This window comes from Ramlibacter sp., assembly GCF_035706265.1.
Lineage (GTDB): Bacteria > Pseudomonadota > Gammaproteobacteria > Burkholderiales > Burkholderiaceae_C > Ramlibacter.
Genome location: NZ_DASSVG010000269.1, coordinates 1 through 3,681 on the forward strand (window position 1 = coordinate 1; position 3,681 = coordinate 3,681).

Annotated in this window: 5 protein-coding genes and 1 pseudogene; all 6 read left to right on the top strand. The window is 72.4% G+C overall.

All coding sequences use genetic code 11. The features are described from left to right. Positions 1–16: 16 nt before the first annotated feature. A complete protein-coding gene (locus tag VFM98_RS09940; RefSeq protein ID WP_325109767.1) occupies positions 17–553 on the top strand; it encodes a glycine zipper 2TM domain-containing protein in 537 nt (178 codons plus the stop codon). A 22-nt stretch (positions 554–575) separates the two neighbouring features. Further along, on the top strand, positions 576–812 hold the full coding sequence (locus tag VFM98_RS09945) for a PepSY domain-containing protein (protein ID WP_325109769.1): 237 nt from the start codon (positions 576–578) through the stop codon (positions 810–812). Positions 813–815: 3 nt separating this feature from the next. Further along, positions 816–1,487, top strand: a complete 672-nt coding sequence (locus VFM98_RS09950) for a response regulator transcription factor (protein WP_325109770.1) — start codon at positions 816–818, stop codon at positions 1,485–1,487. Beyond that, positions 1,484–2,815, top strand: a complete 1,332-nt coding sequence (locus VFM98_RS09955) for an ATP-binding protein (RefSeq protein WP_325109771.1) — start codon at positions 1,484–1,486, stop codon at positions 2,813–2,815. Before VFM98_RS09950 ends, VFM98_RS09955 begins: the two co-directional genes overlap by 4 nt. 123 nt (positions 2,816–2,938) lie before the next feature. Beyond that, a complete protein-coding gene (locus VFM98_RS09960; RefSeq protein WP_325109772.1) occupies positions 2,939–3,202 on the top strand; it encodes a YkvA family protein in 264 nt (87 codons plus the stop codon). Positions 3,203–3,356: 154 nt separating this feature from the next. Next, positions 3,357–3,681: pseudogene (locus VFM98_RS09965) on the top strand (hypothetical protein); the annotation flags it as partial.

The following is a 3,681-nucleotide window of genomic DNA, read 5'->3' on the forward strand; positions in this document are numbered from 1 at the left end:
CCCGAAGGAGTCTTCCATGCTACGCAACGCCCTCGTCCCCTCCGTCCTGCTCGCCACCCTGGCTGCCACCGGCGCCCAGGCCCAGAGCTTCACCGACCACGCCCGCGTACGCTCGGTCGAGCCGCAGTACGAGGTGGTGCAGGTGCCCCGTCAGGAATGCACCAGCCAGTGGGTGCAGGAGGCACCGCGTGCCGCGGCGCCCAGCGGCGGCTACGGCGGCGCGATCGTCGGCGGCCTCGCCGGCGGCCTGCTGGGCAACCAGGTGGGCAAGGGTCACGGCCGGGAAGCTGCCACTGCCGCCGGCGCCGTGATCGGCGCGATCACCGGCGACCGCATCCAGAACAGCGGCGCGGCCGTCGCGGCGCCGGCGCCGGAAGCGCGCGAGGTGCGCAGCTGCCGCACGGTGTACGACCAGCAGAACCGCCTCACCGGCTACCGCGTCACCTATGATTACCGCGGCGTGGAAGCCAGCACGGTGCTGCACGACCAGCCCGGCGCCACCATCCCGGTGCGCGTGTCCGTCACGCCGCTGGAGCCTGAAATCCGTCGTTGACCCCGAGACCGCAAGCCCCGCCATGCCGTACTTCCGCAAGCTGATCCTCGCCGCCGCACTGGCTGCCGTGCTGCCCGCCTGGGCCGACGTGAGCCGTGACGACGCGGCCGCGATCGCCCAGCGCCTGAGCCAGGGGCGGGTGCTGGCGGTCGAGCGCGCCGAGGCGGGGAACCGGCCGGTGTGGCGGGTGAAGGTGGTCACGCCGGCCGGCGACGTGCGGGTGGTGCTGATCGACATGGCCACGGGCCGGCCGGTCTGAACCATGCGCCTGCTGCTGATCGAGGATGAAGCCGCCCTGCGCCTGACGCTCAAGCGCCAGCTGGAGGCGGACGGCTACCGCGTCGACGTGGCCGTCGATGGCGAGGAGGGCCTCTACATGGCCCAGGAATTCCCCTTCGACCTCGCCATCGTCGACCTCGGCCTGCCCAAGCTGAACGGCATCGCCATCGTGCAGAAGCTGCGCGCCGAGGGCCGGGCGACACCGATCCTGATCCTCACGGCGCGCAGCACCTGGCAGGACAAGGTGCTGGGGCTGGAGGCGGGCGCCGACGACTACCTGGTCAAGCCCTTCGAATATCCCGAACTGGCGGCGCGCGTGAAGGCGCTGCTGCGCCGCTCGCTGAAGGCCACCACCGACGTGCTCACGCTGGGGCCGATCAGCCTCGACTTCTCGGCCCAGGCGGTGAAGCTCGACGGCGAGCCGCTGGACCTCACGGCCTACGAATACCGCTTGCTGGAGTACCTGGTGCGCGAGCGCGCCCGGGTGGTGACCAAGCAGGAACTCTCGGACTACCTCTATCCGCACGGCGACGACCGCGACAGCAACGTGCTGGAAGTGCTGGTCGGGCGGCTACGCCGCAAGCTCGATCCGGACGGCAGCCTGGCGCCCATCGAGACCCTGCGCGGGCGCGGCTACCGCTTCACCCTGGGATGAGGCCCGGGTACTCGATCCGGGCCCGCCTCCTCCTCGGCGCCGCGCTGGTGCTGGTGTTCTTCATGGCCGCCGCGGGCATCGCCGTGCAGCGCGCCCACGCCGACAGCGTGCGCGCCGCCCACTACGCGATGCTGCACGGCACGGTGGACCTGCTGCTCTCGCGCGCGGAAGTGGACGCCTCCGGCGCCCTGGTGATGCCGGCGGGCCTGGGCAACGCGCGGCTGTCGCTGCCCGGCTCGGGGCTGTACGCGAGCATCTACAACGTGGAGCGCAACGAGCAGTGGCGCTCGAACTCCAGCGTGGGTGTGCAGCCGCCCTTCCGCACCGAGCTGGAGACCGGCCAGCTCCTCACCGAGACGCGGCAGGCCGACGGCCACGCCTACATGGCCCTGTCCTATGCCGTCAACTGGGAGGCCGGGCCGCGGCCGGCGCGGCTGGTGCTCTCGGTGCTGGAGGACCAGGCCGAGTTCGAGCGCGAAGTGGGGGTGTTCGCGCGCACCCTTGCGGTGTGGTTCGGCTCCGCCGGCGTGCTGCTGCTGCTGGGCCAGCTGTTGCTGCTGCATTGGGGGCTGGCGCCGTTGCGCCGCGTGATCACCGAGATCCGGCGGGTGGAAGCCGGTGCCCAGTCCAGCATCGAGGGCCGCTACCCGACCGAGCTGTCGCCCCTCACCGACAACCTCAACACCCTGATCCAGCAGGAGCGCGAGCGGCAGACCCGCTACAAGGAGGCGCTGAGCTACCTCGCGCACAGCCTCAAGACGCCGCTGGCCGTGCTGCGCAGCGCGCTGCAGGAGCCGGCGCAACTGCCTGAGGCGGTGGCGCAGCAGGTCACGCGCATGGACGACATCGTGCAGCACCAGCTGGGGAGGGCCGCCGCCGGTGGCGCCACCCGCTTCGCGCCGGCAGTGGCGCTGGCGCCGGTGCTGGAACGCATCCGCGACGCGCTGTCCAAGGTGCATGCCGAGAAGGGGCTGGAATTCCGCATCGACTGCCCGCCGGACCTGGCCTGGCGCATCGACGAAGGCGACCTCTTCGAGATGATGGGCAACCTGATGGACAACGCCGGCAAGTGGGCCCGTGCGCGGGTGCTGGTGCGCGCCTGGCGCGAAGGCGGGCGCCTGCGCATCCAGGTGGACGACGACGGGCCCGGCTTCAGCGACACCCATTCGGTGCTGCGCCTGCACGTGCGCGGCGACGAGCGCGTGCCGGGCCACGGCGTGGGGCTGGCGGTGGTGAACGACCTGGTGGCCAGCCACCGCGGCGAGCTGAAGCTGCTGCGCTCGGATCTCGGCGGCGCACGGGTGGACATCGCCCTGCCCGCAGCGTGAAGATGTTGCGGTCGGGGCAGGCCGGTGCCACGATGGCGCAGCGGCGCCTTGCAGGGCCGGCCCGCGGCGCCATCTGATGCAGCGCACGGTCCCGCGGGGGGCCACCATCGAAAGCAAGCAGCCATGTGGAAACGCCTCACCCTCCTGTGGACCCTGGTACGCGGCGATGCGCGCCAGCTCTGGCACGCGCTGCGCCATCCGGCCGCGCCCCGCTGGCTGAAGATCGGCACGGTGCTGATCGTGCTGTACGTGCTGTCGCCGATCGACCTGATTCCGGACGCCATCCCCTTCCTCGGCGCGATGGACGACCTGGTGCTGGTACCGCTGGCGATCCGCTGGCTGCTCAAGCGCCTGCCGCCGGGGATTGCGGCCGCCAGCCGCCGCTGACGTCCGGCGGCGCCGCCGGCGTCCGGCAACAGCGTCCCCGCCGCAATCCTCCGCAGGAGTGTCTCCTGCACGCCATCCTGGGGGTCGGGCCGGCTTGACGCGGGTCAACGGACGCGCGCCCGAGCGCGCCACGGCTTTCCGCGGCGGCGCCGGCGTGCCATCCTTCCCGGTGATGGGCGATGCGTTCTTCCTCACCGGCGCACGCGGCGCGGGCCGCGCGGCTTGCGCCGCCTTCCAGGTCCTGGTGCGGCCGGCGGGCGAGCGCGCGATGGAGGAGGCGACGCTGCAGGCGCTGGTGCGCGGCGCCTGCGAGGCGCACCAAGGCGAACTGCACTTCGCCTGGGAAGGCGCCGATCCGATGCGCCGCGGCCTCGACTTCTTCCGCCGTGCCTGCGCGCTGCAGCAGCAGCATGCCGGCGGCCGCACCGTGCGCAACACGCTGCACACCGGCGGCACGCTGATCGACGAGGATTGGGCCC

What these genes read in the sequence shown, in the direction of transcription:
- VFM98_RS09950 (WP_325109770.1), top strand. Translation starts at nt 816, where the DNA reads ATGCGCCTGCTGCTGATCGAGGATGAAGCCGCCCTGCGCCTGACGCTC.
- VFM98_RS09945 (WP_325109769.1), top strand. Translation starts at nt 576, where the DNA reads ATGCCGTACTTCCGCAAGCTGATCCTCGCCGCCGCACTGGCTGCCGTG.
- VFM98_RS09955 (WP_325109771.1), top strand. Translation starts at nt 1,484, where the DNA reads ATGAGGCCCGGGTACTCGATCCGGGCCCGCCTCCTCCTCGGCGCCGCG.
- VFM98_RS09960 (WP_325109772.1), top strand. Translation starts at nt 2,939, where the DNA reads ATGTGGAAACGCCTCACCCTCCTGTGGACCCTGGTACGCGGCGATGCG.
- VFM98_RS09940 (WP_325109767.1), top strand. Translation starts at nt 17, where the DNA reads ATGCTACGCAACGCCCTCGTCCCCTCCGTCCTGCTCGCCACCCTGGCT.